12 protein-coding genes are annotated in these 22820 nt (G+C 40.2%); 8 read left to right on the top strand and 4 right to left on the bottom strand.

The features are described 5' to 3' along the window. The first annotated feature begins 111 nt into the window (after positions 1-111). Positions 112-4602, top strand: a complete 4491-nt coding sequence (locus tag ACWATR_RS06610; protein ID WP_460330660.1) for a YncE family protein — start codon at positions 112-114, stop codon at positions 4600-4602. Between the two features lie 383 nt (positions 4603-4985). Here ACWATR_RS06610 and ACWATR_RS06605 read toward each other — a convergent pair whose 3' ends face one another. Further along, a complete protein-coding gene (locus ACWATR_RS06605) occupies positions 4986-5150 on the bottom strand; it encodes a hypothetical protein (RefSeq protein ID WP_460330657.1) in 165 nt (54 codons plus the stop codon). Positions 5151-5279: 129 nt separating this feature from the next. Here ACWATR_RS06605 and ACWATR_RS06600 point away from each other — a divergent pair, with 129 nt between their 5' ends. Beyond that, a complete protein-coding gene (locus ACWATR_RS06600) occupies positions 5280-5903 on the top strand; it encodes a Uma2 family endonuclease (RefSeq protein ID WP_460330655.1) in 624 nt (207 codons plus the stop codon). 108 nt (positions 5904-6011) lie between these two features. Here ACWATR_RS06600 and ACWATR_RS06595 read toward each other — a convergent pair whose 3' ends face one another. Continuing rightward, on the bottom strand, positions 6012-8207 hold the full coding sequence (locus ACWATR_RS06595) for a lytic transglycosylase domain-containing protein (RefSeq protein ID WP_460330654.1): 2196 nt from the start codon (positions 8205-8207) through the stop codon (positions 6012-6014). Between the two features lie 835 nt (positions 8208-9042). Here ACWATR_RS06595 and tsaE point away from each other — a divergent pair. Further along, positions 9043-9498 carry a tRNA (adenosine(37)-N6)-threonylcarbamoyltransferase complex ATPase subunit type 1 TsaE gene (gene tsaE / locus ACWATR_RS06590; RefSeq protein ID WP_069069829.1) on the top strand — a complete coding sequence of 152 codons (456 nt, stop codon included), beginning with the start codon at positions 9043-9045 and terminating at the stop codon, positions 9496-9498. 830 nt (positions 9499-10328) lie between these two features. Here the strand turns inward: tsaE and ACWATR_RS06585 are convergent. Then, the gene (locus tag ACWATR_RS06585; RefSeq protein ID WP_460330650.1) at positions 10329-11504 is read right to left on the bottom strand and encodes a patatin-like phospholipase family protein; all 1176 of its coding nucleotides are present in this window, start codon (positions 11502-11504) and stop codon (positions 10329-10331) included. 276 nt (positions 11505-11780) lie between these two features. Further along, a complete protein-coding gene (locus ACWATR_RS06580; RefSeq protein WP_460330647.1) occupies positions 11781-13100 on the bottom strand; it encodes a dihydroorotase in 1320 nt (439 codons plus the stop codon). Between the two features lie 392 nt (positions 13101-13492). Between ACWATR_RS06580 and lepB the strand changes: the two genes are divergently transcribed. From lepB to ACWATR_RS06555, 5 genes are all read left to right on the top strand, one after another. Beyond that, entirely contained in the window at positions 13493-14134 is a 642-nt protein-coding gene (gene lepB / locus ACWATR_RS06575; protein WP_181931016.1) for a signal peptidase I, read from the top strand. A gap of 192 nt (positions 14135-14326) precedes the next feature. Next, a complete protein-coding gene (locus tag ACWATR_RS06570; protein WP_460330644.1) occupies positions 14327-15112 on the top strand; it encodes an MOSC domain-containing protein in 786 nt (261 codons plus the stop codon). Positions 15113-15650: 538 nt separating this feature from the next. Further along, the gene (locus ACWATR_RS06565; protein ID WP_460330641.1) at positions 15651-19307 is read left to right on the top strand and encodes an ATP-binding protein; all 3657 of its coding nucleotides are present in this window, start codon (positions 15651-15653) and stop codon (positions 19305-19307) included. Further along, positions 19304-21139: a GGDEF/EAL domain-containing response regulator gene (locus tag ACWATR_RS06560; protein WP_460330638.1), complete on the top strand. Its 1836-nt coding sequence runs from the start codon at positions 19304-19306 to the stop codon at positions 21137-21139. The genes ACWATR_RS06565 and ACWATR_RS06560 overlap by 4 nt, the downstream gene beginning before the upstream one ends. A gap of 265 nt (positions 21140-21404) precedes the next feature. Continuing rightward, a complete protein-coding gene (locus ACWATR_RS06555) occupies positions 21405-22778 on the top strand; it encodes a hybrid sensor histidine kinase/response regulator (protein WP_460330636.1) in 1374 nt (457 codons plus the stop codon). Positions 22779-22820 lie beyond the last annotated feature (42 nt).

Below are 22820 nucleotides of genomic sequence, written 5' to 3'. Positions count from 1 at the left end.
AAAATGATTTTGTCTATTGTTTGCATTTTGCTACTTTACATTGAAATTCATAAAGCTCTGCAAATTATGAAATTCTTCAATTTTATCCGCAATAGAAAAAGGGAAAAAAGCATGAATAAACAAGTAAACTCTATACCTACTGTTGATTTGGTTATCGTCATCGATACTAGTCCTTCGATGAAAGACGAAGCGCAAGCTCTAAGTGATGCTGCTATGAGTGCGATCGCATCTGCTAAATCTAATTGCCCTTCTGATTTAAGAGTAGTTTGGTTAGGGATAGAAGGTATTTGGAAGGGGACAAACTTTGACCAAACTATCAGAGCTTATCTTACTCAAAAGTCTAAGGTATCTGAATCAAAACTCCGGGGTAGAAAAAGAGGAGAACTAAAGTCCGCAGGAGCGCAAGAAGATGCAGCCCGTGCCATTGAAGATATCTCAGAATACTTTGATTGGCGCGAAGGTGCAGCACGAGCGATTTTTTATCTCGGCGATGAAGCACTCGAAGGGGGTGGAGATAAAACAGAGCAAAAGGATATTACGGCGGCTGATTTGGCTATCCAAAAAGCCAAATCAGCAGAAGTTACCGTTCACACCTATTTTGGAACTTCTAAGAGCAAGCATCAAGAAGGTATTAAAACCGAATACAACAGAGTTGCAACCTCAACAGGTGGACAATCTTTTACAGATAAAGACACTATCAGTGGTTTTAGTGCAGTATTAGAAAAAGTTATCTGTGGTAGTCGTACAGCTAAAACAATTAAGCTCAAACCAGGAGCAGTTTATATTCAAGATTGTGTCTCGAATGAATTAAGCAAACTTTATACTCTAGATTTAGTCACTGGTAAAGCTACCTTTATTGGCGAGATAGTTACAGAAGTTTCTGACATTGCTTTTGTCGGTTCTCAACTATATGGACTCGATCAAGACAAGGATAAGACCAGACTAGTTAAAATTGATCTTAATTCAGGTGATGCTACTGTAATTGGTGATATTGGCTTTGCTACATCTGGTTTAGCATATAATCGCCAGCGTCATACCCTCTACGCCACAACTGCTAAACAACTGATTACTATTAATCTTGAAACAGGTAAAGGTACACCAGTAGTAACGGTAGCTGATAAAAACTACAACTGTGGCGAAGTTGCCTTTGATGCTGATGGCAAAGCTTATATTACCTTGATTGGTTACGACAAGAAGAAAGTATTAGCCAGCTGCAATCTCGATACAGGTAAAGTCAAAAATCTTGGTGATATTGGCTTTGCCGATCTTGCAAGTATGGAGTTTGTTGGTGATATTCTTTATGGCGTAACTGGTAACTTCTTTAAGTTAGGTAAAGACGGTCAATTAATCCGTATTGATACTACTACCGGTCAAGGAACTTTAGTTGCCATAACCGATCCCATAGGCCGTTGGGCAGGTATCACTATTTATGAACCAGCTACGGCAGTAGTAGCAGAAATTGCTCCAGAAGTAAACTCCAATGGAAAATCCGAAGAGACAAAATTTCAAGAAAATAAAGTTATCAAGGAAGAGAATATGAGTCTTTTAACCATCGATACTAAAAATAATTGTTACGTTATCGACAGCGATCAAATGAATAACCTGCAACAAAATGTTGCAACTTCATTTACTTTCGAGAAAGGTACTTTTGATATCAAAATTAGTGGTGGTCGCTACAGCTATGCCCAGAGTAAAACAGAAGGCGAACCTTTTGTTTTACTCTGGATATATGGGGCTGATGGTAGTACATTTATCAATAAAAACACAGGTTTTGAAGTAGGTGCAACCTGGACAACCTTAAATGGATATAATGATAGTCTGAAGTTAGAAGTCACAAAGAAAGCAGTTCTGAACGCCTTGTTTTTTGATGTCAACAGTGCTGATAATAGCGGAGCTATTAATCTTTCTATTACTAGTAGTAAGCCATTTTTCAATCCTCAGACATTAACAGTAGACAGCAAACGCAATTGTTATGTGCTGGATGAAGCAAACTTGGCTAGTCTGAGACAATCGGGTTCCAATTTCGTTGAATTAACGCCGGGAAATTATAAGATAAAAATTCGTGAAGGTAATGCCACCTATTGGTCAGACAATAAGAAATTTAACATAGAGCCTTGGGCTTTAATTTGGGCCAAAGGCGGAAAATTTATTACAAAACTCACTGCTATTGAAGTTGAAGAAACTTGGTTTTCATTGAATGGTCTGAAAGATGAAGTAGTTTTAGAGGTCAAAGAAAAAACTACTTTATCAGGTTTATTTATTGACACCTACAAGGAAGATAACGAAGGGCAAATTATTCTGGCAATAGAGCCGGTGACTGCAACTGAACTGACCCAGAAGTATGAAAAGCAGGAGAATAAGGTAACTGTTACAACAGGATCTGTTACAAATCTTACAACAGAGTCCATAAGAAATAGTACAACCGAAACTGTTACAAATATTCAAGGCTCAGGTGGCTCTGTGAGTCGTGAAGCAGTGGGTGCGAGCAGTTCGGTAGAGTTTACCTTTCGTTTTAACGAAGACGAGTTTAAGAAGAAGTGGGAGGAACAGTTACAGCAGATTGATGCATCTATTAACGTGATAGATGAAGCTGATGTGACGTTGGAGGCTAAGTATTGGGATCAGCTCGAAAATTGGTTACTCAAGAACTACGAGAAGCACTTTAAGAATTTGGCTGTAGAAGTGGCAAAGGTCAGATTCTCGATGGATGCCTATATACAGCAGATGGAATTTAGTCTGAACCAGCACTTGCAAGGTTGGTCTGGCTATTTAGACAAGCTTGTGGAAGATAAGATTAACGTTGAGGTATCAAAGAAAATTAATCAGCAGATCAGCCAGTACGTAGACCAGACTTTTGAACAAAGGATACGTAACAATGTTGGATTAATTATTAACAACATTGTCAATAAGCAGGAACTTAACCAGTACATCGATCGGCATGTTGATCGGCAAATCGACCAAAACTTAGAGGAAAAATTACGTAACAACGTTGGATTAATTATCAACACCATTGTTAATAAGCCAGAACTCAATCAGTATATTGATCGGCATGTCAATCAGCAAGTAGATCAAAGCTTTGAGCAAAAATTACGTAATAATGTTGAATTAATTATTAACAACATCGTCAATAAGCCGGAACTCAACCAGTACATTGACCAGCATGTCGATCAACAAATCGACCAAAGCTTTGAACAAAAGATACGCAACAATATCAGCTTAATTACTCAGAATATCATCAATGATAATACTGAAATTAAACAGTACTTTAGCCAGGAAATCGACCAAGCCTTCGAGCAAAAATTACGTAATAATGTTGAATTAATTATCAACAACATCGTCAATAAGCCGGAACTCAACCAGTACATTGACCAGCATGTCGATCAACAAATCGACCAAAGCTTTGAACAAAAGATACGCAACAATATCAGCTTAATTACTCAGAATATCATCAATGATAATACTGAAATTAAACAGTATTTTAACCAGGAAATCGACAACACCTTTGAGCAAAAGATCCAAAATCACATTCAAGTGATTACCCAGAACATTATCAATGATAATGATGTGTTAAACCAGTACGTTGACCAACGCTTACAGCAAAACGTAACCAACAACACTGAAGTTAACAACAGTATTGTGAACCTTGTTACCAACAGCACTGAAATTAACACTAAGATTGAGAATGTCCGCAACGAGTGGAATGAGACATTTATCAGTCTGGTTACACAGCGAGTCGATGAACTGATTAATGTAATAGGTGGCAGAGAAACATTTGTTAGATTAATTACTCAAAACATCGTCAATAACAATACTGATATTAATCAGTATGTCAGCACGCAAATCGATGTCACCTACGAGCAAAAGCTACAAAATTACGTCAAGTTAATTACTCAAAACATTGTCAATAATAATGACGTATTGAATCAGTATGTCGATCGCCGCTTACAACACAATGTAACTAACAACAACGTCATTATTAACCAAATCTTTGATAACGATCAGATAACTCAGAAGATTCAGAATATCTTGATCGATAATTCTCAAATTCATCAGCAGATTGAGAATGTTGTGATCAATAGTACTGAAATTAACAACAGGATTTTGACCTTTGTTGTCAACAGTACTGAAATTAACAACAAGATTAATAACGTCTACAGAGATATTGATATCAAGATTGAGAACGTCCGCAACGAGTGGAATCAGACATTCATGAGTTTGGTTACACAGTACGTCGATGAACTGATCAACATAATAGGCAACAGAGAATCATTCAATATCCAGGTTGCTAATGTAATCAACATCAAGGTGGACGAGCTTCTCAACCAAATCTTGAGAATCAGGAACGAACTGACTGTGATCATTAACAACGCAGACAGACATCTCTATGAATGGACTTTGGGAGAACTAATGGCAATCAAAGGCTGCTTAACCGATCGCCAAGCTCTTGTTGAGCAGCTAGTTACTTTCAGTTCTGAACTCAGAGCCAAGCTGGATAGCACCAACTGTGTAGATATCAACACATTCAAGCCGTTCAAACCTATTTCAGTAAATCCTGCACCACTGTCACCTATGCAACCGCAGCAGTTACCAGGAAACAAATAACTAGACTTTAGCTAAGTTGACTGGAAATTGATGGGGTAGAGGTTGCGTTAGAGCAATGCAATAACGCACTCTACTCCAATAAAACATTTAAATGTGAAAAAAATGACAGTCATTAGACCGATCTGTGCGCGATCGCACCCCAAAAATTCTTTACCTGATAATTGAAGAAGAATTCAGAAGTCAGAATGGGCTAAACGCCCCGCTATCGCTAACAGGAGTCAGAATCAAGACGCGACGCTCGATGACTCGCTAACGTTTCTCTACGAGACGCTAAAAGCGAACGCTATCAGTCGGGGATTCAGATCGGCGCAGGAATTGAAGACCACCAAATTGAAAATTTGGTGGGGGTTTTAAACCCGATTATTCAGACGCTCGCAGACTCGCTAACGCTGCGAAGCACCGTCAGTCATACAGAAAACATTGCTGTTAGCGGTAGCGGGGCGTTTAGCCCATTCTGACTCCTGACTCCTGAATTCTGTTCGATAACTCAACTTAAAAGCGATCGCACTACACTCACCAATTGCGTAGGCGTAGCCTGTCGTAGACATCGCCTTCCATTACCCAACCTCAAGGCGTTGTTTCAGAACTACGGCAGGAAAATCAGCCAGGACTCATAGACAAAGCCGTACATCTTGGTAGCATTGAGTGAAGTACCCGTCAGCAAGGGAGCGAGGGCGATGTACGCAACCGTCACACAACCACTGACTTTTGAAGAATTTCTTGCCTGGGACGATGGTTCAGGCAGAGAGTTTGAGCTATTGGATGGGATTCCCGTGCCATTATCAGAACCAAATGCAAATCATGAAGATTTGATCGAGCGACTGTGTGCTTACTTAGAAAATCAATGTCAAGAAAATGACCTGCCTTCTGTGTCGCGCCAGTCCAAGCAGGTTCGGCTCAAAATAGCACCAGGAGAAAAGGAAAAAAGCCGGAAAGCAGATATTGTCATATTTGCAAGAATTGAATGGCAGAGGATGAAAACTATCTCTAGTTCTGCTGCTGCATATATTCCACCAGCCGGAATCATTGAGGTCGTTAGCAATAACTGGAAGGACGACTATTTGACAAAACTTGCTGAATATAAGGACTTGGGCGTTTTCGAGTACATAATTGTAGACTATGCTGCTTTTGGTGGCATTCGGTTCATTGGCTCTCCCAAGCAGCCAACCATTACAATCTACCAACTTGAAGATGGAGAGTATTTACCCCCAAAGGTGTTTCGAGGGCAGGATCGAATTGATTCTAGATTGTTTCCGAACATTCCCTTAACGGCTGAACAGATTTTTGCAATGAGTTGCTGATTAGCAATGAAGAAATTTATCAAACAGAATTCAGGAGTGCTGGGTACTGGTAGGGAGTTATTAATCTCCCCCAGCCCCTCACCTCCTTTCTACCGTCAAACAGCAAAATCACTGCGTCGGTAGTTTCGGGTGTGTAGTCGAATATTTTGCTACGATGCCAGAAATCTCAGGGTTGTAAAGCCTCAGATAATTCCAGTAGTTGCCAAATACTTGACGTACATAATTTTTGGTTTCATCAAAGGGAATTTCTTCAACAAACTCATCTGGATCTTGTGTAGTTAGAGTTTGCAGCCATTTGGAGACATTACCGGGGCCAGCATTGTAACTAGCGATCGCGAGCAAAGAATTATTGTTATATTGCTCATGGGTATGATCCAAATACCATGTACCCATCATGATGTTATCGTTGGGATTTTCTAGACTTATTGTTTTGAAATCCACTTTGATTTGTGGAGCGATCCATTTAGCTGTACTCGGCAACACCTGCATTAAGCCAGTAGCATCAGCCACAGATTTGATTTTTGGTTCAAACCGTGACTCTTGACGCATCAGAGCAGTTACTAGCAGAGGATTGAGTTGACGCTCAGTAGACCACTTTTGAATTTCTCGAAAATAGGGGAATGGATAACGGGCTTGCCAGTAGATGATTTGTTTACTTAGAGTCTCGTATTGGGTTTGTTCAGCTGGTATTTCTCGGTCTTCCAATTTAGAAATTTTGTCAATTCCGATGAGATTTTCTCCCCTGGCCAGCCGGATCAACCCTTCAGTAAATTGCTCTGCTACCGTTGGCTGAACTTTGTTTTGAAATTCTGTTTGCCATTGTAACCAGGCATCACGGTCTTGACCCAGCAGATACAATTCTTTGAAAGTTTCAGAACCAGCAGGTGGTAATGGGCGCTGGGGTGTGATTACTTCTGGGTTCATGACACGCACGTTGTCAAAGTTGCCGACATTCAACCCCAACATCGTCGCCGATCGCCATGCATAGTAAGAGTAGGGAAACTGACTAATCACATACTCATAAGCAGTTTTAGACTCCTGCTGTTTGCCTAGTGAAGCTGCCCATTTCCCTACCCAAAAGCCGGCTCTTGGAGCCAAAATACTGTTGGGATTGTTGGTGACAATTGGTTCTGCCCATTGCCAAGCCCCGACGTAATCTTTGGCTTTGGCTTTATCTGTGGCTATTTTCCAGCGGTATTCTGCGGCTTCATCAGAATTGCCGTATTTGGCTATGAGTAATTGCAACGCCGCGCTGGCTGATTTTTGATCCTTGAGGGTTTGGAGAGTTTTGGCTTTTTGTACCAGTGCAGTACCAGCTTGTTTCGGAAATTTACTAATTACCTGATCAAGATAAGGTAAGCCTTCTTTACCTGTTTTTGCGGTTTCTGCTAACCGCAGTAGGGCAGTTCCAGTTTCTTCGGTATTTGGAAATTGTTGGACTAATTGTTTATAAGTAGCGATCGCTTTTTCTCGATCTTTGCCTCCTACTTGTAACCCCCGTGCAGTACGGTAGAGGTTGCGCGGTGTTTTAGGTGCTTTGGCATAAGCATTACCTGCTTTGAGAAATTGACTATTTTCCCAATAGCTTGTACCAATGATTTCCCAGTCTTCGGGTTTGAGATTCGGCTGTTTTACTAGCTGATCTAAAACGCCCACTATGCCTGGTTGATCGTAGGCATATTTAGCCAATATCAACTGTAATTGTGGCTGATTGGGATTTTCTTGTAAACGTTTGCGGATAATTTCCCAAGTTAGAGGATTGGAAGGAAATTGAGCGATCGCTGTTTCTTGTTGCTTTGGCTGGGCAATCAGATATAGCGCTTTTACTGTGGCCGCTTCTTTGGGATACAGTCTCAGCACACTTTGCCTCAGATCCGAAGCCTTGCCATCCTCACCCAGCATATCTTCTGCCTGGGCTTGTTTCAGCAAAATATAAGGCGCGAGAACAGGATAGTCTTTCTCTAATCCTTGAAGTAAAGCCAGGGCTTTTTGCGCTTGGGTTCTTTCAATATAATCACTCGCCAACAGATAACGAGCGCGATTCCGGTCTGGCGATCGCGATTCTTGGGCGATCGCTGCTAGTTTTGTCGCCCGTTCTGGCAGCGATTGTGATATCAGTGGAAAGACCGCTGATTGGGCAATGCTAGCCTCTGATGTTGACTCTGCTTGATTCTGACTCAGTTTGAGCCATTGTCCAAGGGATTTGCCAATCTCTGGTGCTGATACCATTGCCCCGGCTAAAAAGGCAAACAGTGCCGCACCCGCAATTATCGAAATCTGCTTTTTTTGTAGTTTCTTCAGCATGAATACCCGCTGAAAAGTTCCGGTGAATTTCCTGAAACTCTAACACTCCTAACCATCAGTATGTCCAATTTTTTATTTTAGATTTTTAATTTTATGTAGAAAAATACTAATTTTCAATCCTACGGTTGGTAGTATTGAGTTATTAGCACATATTAAATACTATTACATCTATCTTGGGTATATCATAAATGCACTTTCCCAGTAACACTTGTGCAGTGAAAACACAATCCTCAGTCCCTTTTACATCAATGCGGTTCGGATAAGCACTCTTTACTGCATCTAGATCAGCATTCACTGATTCAATTAAGGTCGCAAAATTTGCTAAAAATCTCTAGTAAAATTTATGGCTATAGCTCAGAAACGTATAAGAGGATATGAAAGAACAACCAACGACTGTCCAAGAATTTGGTGTTTTTGCTACGAATTCTAGTGTAAGATAACAAACATTTCAGAAAAGACAGCTATCATTCAGCTATTTCTCTTAGACATCTCTAAAAAATCCGCCTCTCCGGTAATTCAGCTAGGGCGAAGAATTATTCCAGCTAATGTTTTGTATGAAGATGAAATGGGTTTTGTACGTCACAATCCCCAGAAACTAGCACAAGTGTTATTGCGGTGGTACGGTAGAGGCCATCACGGAAAATGAAAAATAGTTAAATGACCAATGACCAATGACCAATGACCAATGACCAATGACCAATGACCAATGACCAATGACCAATGACCAATGACCAATGACTAATGACTAATGACCAATGACTAATGACTAATGACCAATGACCAATGACCAATGACCAATGACCAATGACCAATGACCAATGACTAATGACTAATTATGAAAACTTTTCTTGCAGATACAGAGGCGACGCTACGCTTAGGTATTACTCTTGGTGAATCCCTGACCCCTGGCACTGTAATTCTACTAGAAGGTGATTTAGGTGCTGGTAAAACTACCCTAGTTCAAGGCATTGGCAAAGGTTTGGGAATTGCTGAACCGATTGTTAGTCCAACTTTCACGCTAATTAATGAGTACACGGAAGGACGCCTCCCCCTTTACCACCTGGATTTATATCGCTTAGAACCACAAGAAGTTGCAGCCCTGAATTTAGAAATTTACTGGGAAGGTGTTGAAGTCATACCAGGAATTGTGGCAGTTGAATGGGCGGAACGATTGCCCTACAAGCCAGATAGTTATCTAAGCGTAAGTTTGACTTATGAGCATGGGGGCACTCGTCAAGTCGAACTAATACCATTCAATTGTGCCATTAGCAAAGTTATTGCCGCGATTTAATTTTTTGATCGCAATACTAAAAAATTTCTGCAAATAGTTGAGGGATAATTCCACACTCGTCCTATCTGCCACTACCACGCTCACCACTATAAGTTACTAACATTGTTATCTCAACCCAAAAATCTCAAATCGACTTTTCTTCAATCTAAAATTGGCAGTCAGCAAAGCCGACGCCGGTTACTATAAATTTGGGAAAGTTTGCAACGCACTGGCTCTCTTTAAAAAGGGAGACTATTTTCCCCTTCACCCCCTTAAAAAAGAAGTCAATCCAGGGGGGAATCTTATCCGAATAGTATTGAACCTACAGCAATTCTTAACTAAACGGGATATATATTCAGGATTAGCATCTAGTAGCTTTCTTGCTGTAATAAGCAGTTAAAAACTGATTTAGATGCTTGGTGTACGAATCAAGCAAGTGTAAATAAACTGTTGTTGGGTTAAATGAGAGTTTTTACAGAATTTAGTCAGCTTGGTTAAACCAGATTATTTCCCTACTGTCATTTGGAGAAGCAATCTGAATTATTTAGCAGCGAAAGCTAGCAGAGAAAAGTTAAACAATAATCAATTCTGTATAAGTCCTCTAACTTCCCTTACACTTAGTATTCCCAAGTTAGGTTGATAATCTATACAAAAAATAAACTAGTTTATAAATCTGTAAAACTAATTTTAATAATTTTAACTAGCAACAAATTTTTATATTCACATCTGTAATTAGCACTGATGTTAAGAACATATTAACTAAAACATCTCGTATTTTTACGATAATTTCTGTAAAAATACGAGATGTTTTATCCTAAATTAATTAACGTTAATATGCCTACGTGGATGCACTAGTTATCTTTAATGAAAGAGGCGATCGCTTTTTTTATCGGAGAACCGGAATCGTCTCTGGTATAGTACGTAAGACCTTGATCAATAAATGCAGAGGTAGTATCTATTAACTGCTGAAGAATCTCGGAAGTAGTGTTATCTATTTCTTCACTGACTTTTTCCCCTGTAAATCGATTTTTTCGATATTCTGGAGGTAATACAATGCGAGGATCTTTATAAGTCTCTTTTGGCTTGGGTTTAAATGTCTCATTTAAGTCAAACTGAAGACGTAAATAACGTTTAGAATCGTATCCACCCATGATTTGTCGGCAAATCGTACTATCAATCTCAGATGTAGGTTCCATAAAAATGTTAGTCAGATTTTTTACCCAGTCGAAGCCTCTCCATTTGCTTATTTGGTTATATTGATATGGTTCACCAGTTTGACCTGTACCAATAGAAAGGATAGAAATATCTTCCAATCGCAGATTATCTAGCTTATATTTTTGCTTGATTGTTGGAGAGACTGAAGACTGACTAATCCTCATAACTAGACTCAAAGCTGCGAGAGCCGGGTTATTAGCAGAAATTCCTCCATCAATATGTGGGAATTCCCAATCACCAAATTTTTGTTTATCTACAGGTTCTAATTTATATGGTGGGAAAAAAGTGGGCGCTGAGGCAGAAGCAGTACATATTTCCCATAAACAACAGTCGTCGTACCATCTATCTCCTAAATCGGGATGACAATTTGTAAAAAAGGTTGTATTTCGATATAGCGTATCGTAAGCAAGAATCAAAATAATGGGGTTTTCAATATCCTTTATTCTTGTGGATTTATAGGCATCTTTGAGGACATTAGTAATTCCATCATGAGAATATTTAGATTCGGAAAATACATCAATAATTGATTTGATGATGGACGGAAAGTTTTTGTAGCGATCTTTTCTATCCGGTGGGAATATATCTTTACCCCGATCTCTATACAGTTTAATTAGCTCATCACTCCCTTTTCCTACAGCAATCCCTCCTGCTAATATTGAACCGGTAGAAGTGCCAGCAATCAGGTCAAAGTATTCGTGTAAGAAGTTTCCTTTTCCCTGATTTCTAATTTCTTGTTCTACTTGTTGAAGTATTCGTGCTGCAACGATTCCACGAATACCGCCACCGTCTAAAGCCAAAATTTTGAAGGACATAGCAATTCTCCTTGATTATTTCTATGCTTGTTGAAGATTTGACTTGAGACACTTATAAATAAATTCAGGGTTTCAAGTTGCAATTTTTGATACAGCGACAAGTCAATATCCTTTGGTTAAAAGGGTAAAGGAGGAAAAACAATGATTTTCGTCTTTTAGCCTTAACCAAACCGCATTGGTCTAGTCTTGACTCTGGATAGATGAAAATCTTGTCCGTTCAAGTATGGCTTTGATGTATATTTCTTTGTCTACTACGTAAGCTTAAATAAATATTTGCTACAAGAAAGTTAAAGCTTGACCCCGCACTTGCGTATTTACCTGGCCTTTGTCATAAACAATCTCACCGCCGACTATGGTGGTTTTAGCCCAGCCAGTGAGGTTCCAGCCTTCAAAGGGACTCCAATGGCATTTGGTTAAAAGTTCCTCGCGCCGGACTGGGCGGTATGTGTTTAAATCTACAAGCACTAAATCGGCGTCGTAACCAGGTGCGATCGCTCCCTTATTGGGAATACCATAAGCTACAGCCACATTCTTAGACATCCAGTTCACAACTTGAGCAACAGTACACTTTCCCTCCATCGCCGCAGTTAACATCAATGCGAGGGAAGTTTCCACCCCAGGCATTCCCGAAGGAGTATTGGGGTATTCTTGAGCTTTTTCTTCTAAGGTGTGGGGCGCGTGATCTGTAGCGATGAAATCAATCACGCCATCGCGCAAAGCTTGCCAGAGAACTTCGTTGTCGTGGGGCGATCGCAAAGGTGGATTCATCTGTGCTAAAGTACCAATCTCCTGATATGCACTGGTATTCAACAACAAATGTTGTGGCGTTACCTCTGCTGTCACCCAACTCGGTTTTTCCTGACGCAGCAAATCTGCTTCCAGCGCTGTTGACAGATGCAGAATATGCAGACGACGTTGATATTTTTGAGAAAGTTTTAATGCTAGTTGGGTTGCCAGTAAAGCGGCTTGATCATCTTGAATTTGGGAGTGAACGGCTGGATCGTGAATGTTGGCAAATTCTTGGCGGCGTTGGTTAATTCTAGCTTGGTCTTCGGCATGAACGGCAATCAAGCGATCGCCTTTGGCAAATATTGCAGAGAGGGCTGTTTCACCATCAACTAGCAATTGACCATGCATCGACCCCATGAAAATCTTAATTCCTGGTGTTGGTTTTGCTAAAAGCAAATCTGGTAAATTCTCTGGTGTTGCCCCAATAAAAAACCCATAATTAACCAAGCACTTTTGTGAGGCACGTTCTAGCTTGTCATTTAAAGCCTGCTGTGTCGTTGTCAGGGGACGTGTATTGGGCATTTCTAAAAAGGAAGTGACTCCCCCTTTAGCACAAGCACAACTGGCGGTAAATAAATCTTCCTTGTATTCTAGTCCAGGTTCCCGGAAATGCACTTGCGGATCAATAACTCCTGGCAACAAAGTTAACCCTTCTGCGTCAACTTCAGTGGCTAGTGGTATTTCGGAGATTTCTGGCGCAACTTCGACTATTTGGCGATCGCGCGTCAACACATCCCCAATCATCAGTTCACCATTGGGTAAGATTATGCGAGCGCGGCGAATCAGTAAACTTTTTGGAGATGACATAGGATTAACTTTGTTTAAACAGGGAGCTATGTATTACAGAGAACTATGCTTTTAGGTTAAACTTATTCGCGATCAGAGTAACCAATTTTTGCCGCACGTTAAAAAAAAGTTTATTTTTAATTTATGAAGAACCCCGTCAATCAATTTTGGATTTTGGATTGACCGTATCCTGGAAAAGATGAGGCTTGGGTATTTTACATTAGTTTCACCTGCCAGAGGCGAATCATGACCTAGAAAAAACACTCTAATCCCAAATCTAAAATCCACAATCTAAAATTGGTAGTCAAGATGCAAACATGAATAGGAAATTAAAATTTTCCCGTTAAGATTAACAGATAAAGTTTCACTAGGCGAGTTAATTACCTACATTTTTCGTTCAGTTCAGTAATTTCATGCAAAATCAAGTGTCTGATAACAACTCTAGTCAACAACCCGATAATTCCTGGATCGCAGAGCTAGGTAGAACAATTGTCTTAAGCATTGTTCTAGCTCTGGGAATTCGTACCTTTGTTGCGGAAGCACGCTGGATTCCTTCTGGATCGATGGAACCAACTCTGCATGGTACGCCAAACCAGTGGGAGGCAGACAAAATCATTGTCGATAAGTTGAAGTATAAATTTGCTGACCCGCAACGTGGGGATATCGTAGTATTTTCACCTACGGCAGAACTCCAAAAAGAACAATACCACGATGCTTTTATTAAACGTATAATCGCTTTACCTGGAGAAAAAATCCAACTTAGGAATGGCAAAGTCTATATCAACGACAAACCCCTCCCAGAAGCAAATTACCTCAGTTCTGGTCAAAGCACAGTCATTGATGTTTGCCAATCAGGGCCGCAGCCACCTTTTTTAGCAAAACCCCAGACCATACCAGCAGATTCATATTTAGTACTAGGTGATAATCGTAACAGTAGTTACGATAGCCGCTGCTGGGGTGTTGTCCCCCGCCAGAATATTATTGGACGTGCTGTAGTTCGCTTCTGGCCTCTAAATCATGTTGGAGGGATAGATAAATCGCCAGTATATCCATAATTAGCAAATGGATATACTGGTTCTCATTCGCACAATATACACAAAAACTCTTATGTAGTAATAGCTTTCGTTCCTGAGCAAGAAACGCTACAAGTAACAAAAAAATTTTAGATTTTAGATTGGCGACTACTAAATCACCAATCTTTAATCCAAAATCTAAGTTGCGCTTACGACCCAAAATCCGAAATTGCTATGACGCCTTACCTAGCAAATATCTTACTGTATCCAGTTAAGTCACTGGATGGTGTTGAAGTTGAGAACGCTAGAGTTCTTGCCAGTGGCGCATTACAGCATGACCGCGAGTTTGCCATTTTTGACGAACAGGGTAGATTTGTAAATGGCAAGCGTCATGCTAAAATCCATTTACTAAGGGCGCAATTTGCACTCTTAAATAGAACCATCTCGTTGCAAATCCCAGACAGCGACTCACAACAAATTTTTCATCTGGATGAGGAACGGCAAACATTAGAAGCAACTTTGAGTGACTTTTTTGAGTTTTCTGTCATCTTGAGACAAAACTCTCTGATGGGTTTTCCTGACGATACAAACTCATTAGGCCCAACGGTAATTAGTACAGCAACTTTGGCAGAAGTAGCTTCTTGGTTTCCCGGTTTAAGTGTGGATGAAATGCGCCGTCGAATGCGTGCCAATATTGAGATTGGTGGTGTACCAGCATTTTGGGAAGATCAGCTATTTGGTGAACAAGGTAATGTTGTCTCCTTTCGAGTGGGAGATGTTCACCTTCTTGGGATTAACCCATGTCAGCGTTGTATAGTCCCAACACGCGATTCTTACTTAGGAGAAGCTTACCCAAACTTTCAAAAAATCTTTGCAACCCAGCGACAAGCAACTCTGCCAAATTGGGTTGCTTCATCGCCTTTTAATCATTTTTACAGATTGAGTGTCAATACCCAATTACCCCCATCCTCAACTGGAAAAATTTTACAAATCGGCGATGCAATTGACATACTTCCATAACAAAGTTAACATTTCTTCATAATAAAAAATACAAAGTAAATTTTCTTGGATTTTTTTTGTTTATAGTGTGCGTTTGCATGAAAATTTTAAAATTGTTGTAGTTAAATATAAGTTTTTGTACGAGTCCAGAGGTTTTAAGACCGGGAAATCAAAACATCAGCAATTAAAAATTAAATTTAGGATTGGGTGCTAATGGCGACCTGAATTTTAGAATGGCATACTGTAGCTTATCGGTTAAATTTCAGTTCATCCGAGAAAATCTGTGGACACATTGCCAGCTAAAACTGAGCAAATTCAGGTGCAATGGCATATCCGCCCAACTTAGTCGATGTCTACGATGGGCTATGCCTACGCAAAGTTTAAAAATTAGGCGTTGGAGGTACTTAGCCAGTCAAAGAAGTATTTTAGTGTTTTTTTATACTATAAATGTAGAAATATCATCGCGAAAGCGAAGATATGCCGTAATTATGCTGAGTTAGAAATGTAGCTAATATGGCAAAAATGCCCCTAGTATATGTTGGGGAAGAATTAAACAACAATGTTATCCAAACTTCAGCCAGTCAAATCTATTAATCGCTTAGTTGGCAAAGTTTATGCCAAGATGCCTCTGAGGTATGTTCTGATTGTGCCCTTTATATTGCAAATTTTTGGGGCGGTAGGACTTGTGGGCTATCTTTCGTATCAAAACGGTCAAAAAGCGGTAAAGGAGCTTGCTACTCAATTAGAAAATGAAATCTGCGATCGCATTGAACAACATCTTGATAGTTATTTAATAACTCCGAAACAAATAAATCAAATTAACTTAGATGCGGTTGAGCTAGGTTTGCTCAACCTTTCTGATTTTGAAACCACCGGAAATTACTTTTGGAAACAAATGCAGGTTTTTAATGTTGGCTACAACAATTTTGCCAACCCCAAAGGTGAATTTATCGGTATTGAACGTTTAGATAATGGCACGCTCTTAATTAATGAAGTTACCGAAAAGCATGGCATCGGGAAACTTTATATTTACAATTCAGACCGGAAAGGGAATCGCCGCCAGCTTCAGCAAGTCAAAAATTATGATCCTCGTGTAGAAGCGTGGTATGCCGATGCAGTCAAGAGTGGCAAACCCGTCTGGAGTAAAATTTATCAATGGGAAGATAAACCAGAAATTTTATCAATATCTTCCAGCTATCCTGTTTACGATAAAACTAATCAACTTATTGGGGTGATTGGTGTCGATTTGATATTATCACAAATCGGCAACTTTTTAGCCAAATTAAATGCCAACAAGTCAGGTAGAACTTTTATTTTAGAGCGTTCTGGGTTAATAGTGGCTTCTTCTACTAGTGAGCCACCATATACCATCATTAATGGTGAAGTAAAACGTAGATCAGCATTAGATAGTCAAAATTCTTTAATTAGACTCACAACACAATCTTTGATCAAACGCTTTGACAGCCTTGGATTCGTTGTGGGGAAACAACAGCTAACCTTTACCGCCGATGGAATGCATTATTTTGTGCAGGTAAAAAGCTGGAAAGACGAACTGGGTTTAGATTGGCTAATCGTGGCGGTGATTCCTGAAGGCGAATTTATGGAACAAATTAACGCCAACACCCGAATCACTATTTTGCTGTGCATAGTTGCTTTTGTAGTAGCTACAAGAATTGGAATTTTGACTGCTCGCTGGGTAATTAAGCCGATTTTACAATTAAACACATCAGCGAAGAAAATTGCTAAAGGTGAATGGGAGCAAACACCAGAAATTCAGCGTTCCGATGAACTTGGGGAACTAGCCAAGTCATTTGAAACTATGGCAAAGCAACTCCAAGCATCCTTTAGTACTTTGGAAGCCAAGAATGCCCAAATGCAAGTCTTAAATGAGGCGTTATCTCAGAGTCAGAGTCGGCTGAATCAGTTTTTAGAAGCCATGCCGGTCGGTGTATTTATCATAGATGCTGAAGGGGAACCTTATTATACAAATCAAATTGGGCAGCAAATTCTTGGTCAAGGAGCGATCGCAGAAGTTAGTACCGAAAAATTATCAGAGGTGTATCAAGCTTACCTTGTCGGGACAGATCAACTTTATCCCAGCGATCGGATGCCCGTTTTGAGAGCATTGCTTGGGGAAAGCACCAGGGTTGATGATATGGAAATTCGCTGTGGTGACAAGATTATTCCCATTGAAGTTTTGGGAAAACCCATCTATGATGAATCGGGAAATCTGGCTTTTGCGATCGCCACATTTTTTGATATTACCCAACGCAAACAAACAGAAAAGTTATTAGCAGAATACAATCGCACCTTAGAGGCTCAAGTAAAAAAACGTACTGAAGAGTTTCAGCAAGTTATTGAGCAACTGCAAACTACCCAAGAAGAACTGATTCAATCGCAAGAAATAGCTGCACAGGAACAACAAGCAGCTGTTCGGGAAGCGGCTCGAAGCGCCGCTGCCAACCTCGCCAAAAGCGAATTCCTGGCTAACATGAGCCACGAACTACGTACTCCACTCAACGCCATTCTTGGTTTCACCCAATTCATGAGCCGAGATTATTCGCTATCTAGCGAACATCAAGAAAACTTGGCAATTATTAATCGTGCTGGCGAACACCTACTCAACTTAATTAACGACATTCTAGAAATGTCCAAAATCGAAGCTGGCAGAATCACATTAAATCGCAGCAGCTTTGACTTGATTCATCTGTTGAAGAACTTAGAAGAGTTGTTTCACTTGCGTGCTGCATCTAAAAACTTAGAATTACGGTTTGAATATACACAAGATATTCCTAAATATATAGAAACAGACGAAAATAAACTGTGTCAAGTCTTGATCAACCTCTTGGGAAATGCCATCAAATTTACTGATATAGGGACGGTGATACTACGGGTGAAACTGGGGGCTGGGGACTGGGGTTTGGGGACTGGGGACTGGGGACTGGGGACTGGGAATCAAGCACAAGGGGGAATTATTGAAGAAGTCTCTTCCCAATCCCTAATCCCCAATCCCCAATCCCTAATCTTCGAGGTTCAAGACACTGGCTGTGGTATTACCCCACAAGAAATTGACTTGCTGTTTGAGGCTTTTGAGCAAACCGAAATCGGCAAAAAATCACAGCAAGGGACGGGACTAGGTTTAGCAATTAGCCGCAAATACGTGCAACTGATGGGAGGAGATATTACTGTCAGCAGTATGCCTGGTATTGGTAGTACATTTGCCTTTGATATTCAGATTGCTCTAACTTGCCCTAGAGAAATTCCGACAAACCACATAAAATCGAGAATTCTAGCTTTAGCATCTACTGAAAAAGCATATCGGATCTTAGTAGTTGACGACTCCAAAGAAAGCCGTATGTTGCTAGTTAAAATTCTTACATCTTTGAGCTTTGAAGTTAAAGAAGCTACAAATGGGAGTGAAGCGATCGCTAATTGGGAATCTTGGCAACCACACTTGATTTTTATGGATATGCGAATGCCGGTGATGGACGGTTACGAAGCGACAAGAATGATTAAAGCTAAACAAATAGGGCATCGGGGAGCCAGTAAGTTGCGGAAGTTCCCAAAATTGAAACAACTGGCGTCATCGGGGAGCCAGGGAATTGCGGGAGGATTAACTGATTCAGGCGACAGCGAGATGCTTCAAGTTGTACGCAAAGCGTCTCACACAGAAGAAGCTACTGGTGTTATGGGAAATGATGCTTCTGGTGTGTCCAATTTGCGATCGTGGACGCCAACAGCCTTAGCTTCCCCTTGCGATTTCTCTGGAGCAATGCAGGGTTGCTCCAATACAGATACGATTATTATTGCCCTAACTGCTAGCGCCTTTGAGGAAGAACGCCAGAAAATTTTGTCCATTGGTTGCGATGATTTTATTCGCAAGCCATTCACACAGGAAGTATTATTGGAAAAACTGAGCCAACATCTGGGTGTAAAGTATACCAACCAAATAGAAACTACAAACACAGCAGTTGTCGAGCAAGCTACACAGATGTTTGTCAGTGTTGCCGAACTCATGAGCCATTTATCACAAATGCCACCTGAGTGGCTTCAACAGATCCATTATGCCGCAGCTAGCTGTAGCGATGAACTGATTTTAGAGTTACTCAAGCAAATTCCATCAGATAGTCATCAAGTTTTCCAAGTTCTTAAGGATTTAGCAAATAACTACCAGTTTGAGAAAATCATGGAATTGACTAGAACAAACGTAGAATGAATTACGAGCATTTAGACCCTGATAAAAAAGATATTTTGATCATTGACGATATGGCGGATAACCTCCGGGTTTTATCCTCCATATTGACAAGGGAAGGGTATAACGTTCGTAAAGCTTTGAATTGGCAAATGGCACTGACAGCCACTCAAACACTATTACCGGATTTGATTCTACTCGATATTATGATGCCAGAAGTAGATGGCTATGAAATTTGTCAGACCTTTAAAGCTTGGGATCTAACAGCAGATATTCCGGTAATTTTTATTAGTGCTTTGGATGATGTTTTTGATAAAGTTAAAGCCTTTAAAGTGGGTGGTGTAGACTACATCACCAAACCTTTTGAGTTTCAGGAAGTTTTAGTGCGCGTGCAAAATCAACTGGCATTGAGGTCGGCGCGATTAGAAATATTGAAACTAAATGTCGAACTGGAACATCGAGTAAAACAGCGGACTGGAGAGCTAGAAAAAGCTCTACAAAAACTCCAGCAAGAAATAAATTCCCGCCAAAAATTGCAAAGTCAACTGTTAGATATAGCGCTGCATGATTCGCTGACTGGATTACCAAACCGAGTTTTATTTATCAGGCGACTAGAAAATGCCCTCAATCGAGCCAAGCAAGAATCTAATTATCAGTTTGCAGTACTTTTTTTGGACTGCGATCGCTTCAAAGTTGTCAACGATTCCCTTGGTCATCTGGTGGGAGATGAATTGCTGATTGCCATCGCTCGTCGCCTGCAAGCATGTCTGATCCCTATTGATACTTTAGCACGATTGGGCGGGGACGAATTTGGAATTCTCCTAGAAAATATCACAGATATCAACATAGCAATCCAAGTTGCGGAACGGATTATGCAACAGCTATCACTTGCTTTTAATCTGTCAAGATATGAAGTATTTATGAATGCCAGTATTGGTATTAGTTGGGGCAATAAAGATTACGATCGCCCAGAGTATTTGCTGCGAGATGCTGATACGGCAATGTATCGAGCTAAGGCACAAGGGAGAGCAAAATATCACGTTTTCAATCCAGCGATGCATCAGGAAGCTATTCAGCTTTTAGAGTTAGAAAATGACCTGCGAAGGGCTGTCGAAAGACAAGAATTTCTTGTTTACTATCAACCAATTATTTCTCTTACTACAGGCAGAATCTCTGGATTTGAAGCTTTGGTACGCTGGCAACATCCGATTCGTGGTCTGATTTCTCCCACAGAATTTATTCCTGTAGCAGAAGAAACAGGTTTAATTAATGCCATCAATACTTGGGTATTACAGTCAGCTTGTCGTCAATTAAGCATCTGGCAACATCATCCAGTGACACCAGAACCCCTCACTATGAGTGTCAATTTGAGTGCGCGGTTATTTTTACAGCCCAATTTAGTAGAACAAATTGACCGAATAATTTATGAAAATAAAATAAATCCTGCATATTTAGAATTAGAAATTACAGAAAGCGTAATTATGGAAAATACTAATGCTATTAAAATAATTCTTAAGCAACTAAAGCAACGAAAAATCAAGTTGATTATGGATGATTTTGGTACAGGATATTCCTCTTTGAGTTACCTGCACAGCTTTCCTTTAAATGCACTAAAAATTGATAAATCTTTCGTCAAACGTATGCAGGAGAACAAAGAGAATATGGGGTTAGTACCAGCAATGATTGGCATTGCCAACTCAATGGGGATGATTGCGATCGCTGAAGGTGTCGAAACAGAAGAACAGTTAACCCAATTGAGAAGTTTAAACTGCAATTTTGCTCAAGGATATCTGTTTTCTCAACCCATAGAACAACAATTGGTTCTTAAGTTTATTGCCTCAGCACCTCAATGGTAGCTATCAAGTACTACCTGAGAAAAGTTTCATTGTTGACGCTCGGTTAAATAATCTGCGCGTGCTATCTACTATACTTCTGTAAGCAGATTATTCGGTTCACAACGCTCTCTAATTACATAGCTTTGATAGTCTGTAAAACTCTCCAGACACCGTGGGAGTTAAACTATAAATATAAGTATTTCGGTGAAATTGGTCAACAAACTTCAGGTGACTTCAAATAATCATTTACTAAGCTCAATAATAATACGCCTAGCTTTTGATAATAATGCATTTTAATCAAACTAACCATAATAAAAGAAATATTCTGGTGGTCGATGATACCCCAGATAATTTGCGGCTTTTATCGGCAATGTTGACTGCACAAGGCTTTGAAGTTCGCAAAGCCTTAAACGGGAAAATGGCACTGACTGCGTGTCAAATGGTTTTGCCTGATGTGATTTTGCTGGATATCAATATGCCAGATATGGATGGCTATCAAGTTTGTCAACAGTTGAAAGCTGATGATAAAACTTGTGAAGTTCCAGTAATTTTTATTAGTGCCCTGGATGATGTTGTAGATAAGGTAAAAGCCTTTGATGTTGGTGGTGTAGATTATATTGCAAAACCTTTTCATGGGGCAGAGGTGGTATTGCGAATTGAAAATCAGATTAATTTACGTTTGCTCCAAGTTAAACTACAAGAAAAAAACTTTTTACTCCAACAGGCCCTTGACGACTTGAAAGCCTCTCAAGTTCAACAAATTCAGAACGAAAAGATGGTGGCCCTGGGACAGTTAGTGGCTGGACTGGCCCATGAGATTAATAACCCTATCAGTTTTATTTATGGGAATCTCCAATATGCTGGTCAATATGTGCAAGACCTAGTGAATATTATTGAGGTTTATCAACAGGAATATCCCAAACCCACACCAAAAATTCAGCAAATAGCCAAAGACGTAGACCTGAATTTTATGATTAAGGATCTGCAAAGCCTGATAGGTGCAATGTATAGGGGTTCTGATCGCATTCGGGAAATTGTACTGGCGCTACAACACTTCTCTCGACATGATGAAGCAGAGATGAAGCGGGTAAATATCCATGAAGACATCGAAAATACTTTAGTGATGTTACAACATCGGCTCAGGGAAGTAGCTGAACGTCCGGCAATTATTGTAGTAAAAGATTATGGTAACTTACCCCTAGTCACTTGTTATGCAAGTGAACTAAACCAAGTATTTATGCATCTGTTGAATAATGCTATTGATGCAATAGAAGAGGGAATGGGGAATGGGGAATGGGGAATGGGGAATCAATCTTCTACTCCCTACTCACTACTCACTACTCCCCAAATTAGGATTCATACAGAGGTGACAGATTTGAATATGGTCAAAATTGCGATCGCTGATAATGGTCTTGGTATAGAAGAGTCGTTGCGATCGCGTTTATTTGACCCATTTTTTACAACAAAACCAGTGGGTAAAGGTAGTGGACTAGGATTATCCATTAGCTATCAGATTATCGTGCAAAAACACCGAGGAAATATTACTTGTACCTCAGATGTTGGCAAAGGAGCAGAGTTTGCGATCGAAATTCCCATAGAGCAACCTGATATCTCATCACAATTTTCAAAATCGGAAAATGGATTGGGGATTGGGGATTAGGGAGCAGAGGGAGCAGGGGAGCAGGGGAGCAGGGGAGCAGGG

The sequence above is a fragment of the Nostoc sp. UIC 10890 genome, assembly GCF_054786515.1.
Note: the sequence above shows the minus strand (reverse complement) of the source record. Positions and strands in the feature narration are given on the sequence as shown.

Excerpts from the sequence above, each read along its gene's own strand:
- ACWATR_RS06610 (WP_460330660.1), top strand. The coding sequence starts at position 112 with ATGAATAAACAAGTAAACTCTATACCTACTGTTGATTTGGTTATCGTC.
- ACWATR_RS06605 (WP_460330657.1), bottom strand. The coding sequence starts at position 5,150 with ATGTCTACGACAGGCTACGCCTACGCAATTGGTGAGTGTAGTGCGATC.
- ACWATR_RS06600 (WP_460330655.1), top strand. The coding sequence starts at position 5,280 with ATGTACGCAACCGTCACACAACCACTGACTTTTGAAGAATTTCTTGCC.
- ACWATR_RS06595 (WP_460330654.1), bottom strand. The coding sequence starts at position 8,207 with ATGCTGAAGAAACTACAAAAAAAGCAGATTTCGATAATTGCGGGTGCG.
- tsaE (WP_069069829.1), top strand. The coding sequence starts at position 9,043 with ATGAAAACTTTTCTTGCAGATACAGAGGCGACGCTACGCTTAGGTATT.
- ACWATR_RS06585 (WP_460330650.1), bottom strand. The coding sequence starts at position 11,504 with ATGTCCTTCAAAATTTTGGCTTTAGACGGTGGCGGTATTCGTGGAATC.
- ACWATR_RS06580 (WP_460330647.1), bottom strand. The coding sequence starts at position 13,100 with ATGTCATCTCCAAAAAGTTTACTGATTCGCCGCGCTCGCATAATCTTA.
- lepB (WP_181931016.1), top strand. The coding sequence starts at position 13,493 with ATGCAAAATCAAGTGTCTGATAACAACTCTAGTCAACAACCCGATAAT.
- ACWATR_RS06570 (WP_460330644.1), top strand. The coding sequence starts at position 14,327 with ATGACGCCTTACCTAGCAAATATCTTACTGTATCCAGTTAAGTCACTG.
- ACWATR_RS06565 (WP_460330641.1), top strand. The coding sequence starts at position 15,651 with ATGTTATCCAAACTTCAGCCAGTCAAATCTATTAATCGCTTAGTTGGC.
- ACWATR_RS06560 (WP_460330638.1), top strand. The coding sequence starts at position 19,304 with ATGAATTACGAGCATTTAGACCCTGATAAAAAAGATATTTTGATCATT.
- ACWATR_RS06555 (WP_460330636.1), top strand. The coding sequence starts at position 21,405 with ATGCATTTTAATCAAACTAACCATAATAAAAGAAATATTCTGGTGGTC.